The organism is Bradyrhizobium sp. NBAIM08, assembly GCF_020193935.1.
In the GTDB taxonomy this organism is placed as follows: domain Bacteria; phylum Pseudomonadota; class Alphaproteobacteria; order Rhizobiales; family Xanthobacteraceae; genus Bradyrhizobium; species Bradyrhizobium yuanmingense.
The window spans coordinates 1-398 of the sequence record NZ_JADYVR010001036.1; the positions used below are offsets into that span (position 1 = coordinate 1).

General features: G+C 62.1%; 1 pseudogene. It reads right to left on the bottom strand.

The window, feature by feature from the left end:
* Positions 1-398, bottom strand: a pseudogene (locus I6F37_RS43335) (ATP-dependent endonuclease); the annotation flags it as partial.

A 398-nucleotide genomic window follows, 5' to 3' on the forward strand; every position in this document is an offset into this window, starting at 1 on the left:
ATCTTGTCGATCAGCTGGGTCATGCTGGAATAGGACAGATGGTTCTCCGGCTCCTCGATCAGCAGCACGTGAGCCGCGCCGGCCGCGTGCATCGCCAGCTTCATCTTCACCGCGCTTTGCTCGCCCTTGCCGGCCTGGATGAACGGGAGCTCATCCAGGTAGGGTGACAGGCTGGTTTCCCACGTTGAGCGCGGCGATGTGTCCACGCCTACCGTCAATGCCCTGTGGCTGATGTCCCCGGTGTGCTCGGTCAAGTAGGCATTGATCGCTGCCACATCCGCTTCTTCGGAAAAGCTCTGCCGCATGCGGCGGAAGCTCAGCGACAGTGAGACGCGCTGCGCAGGCGTCAGTGCCTGCTCGATGATGCCGGCGATATAGCGATCGGCACCGGACAAGGT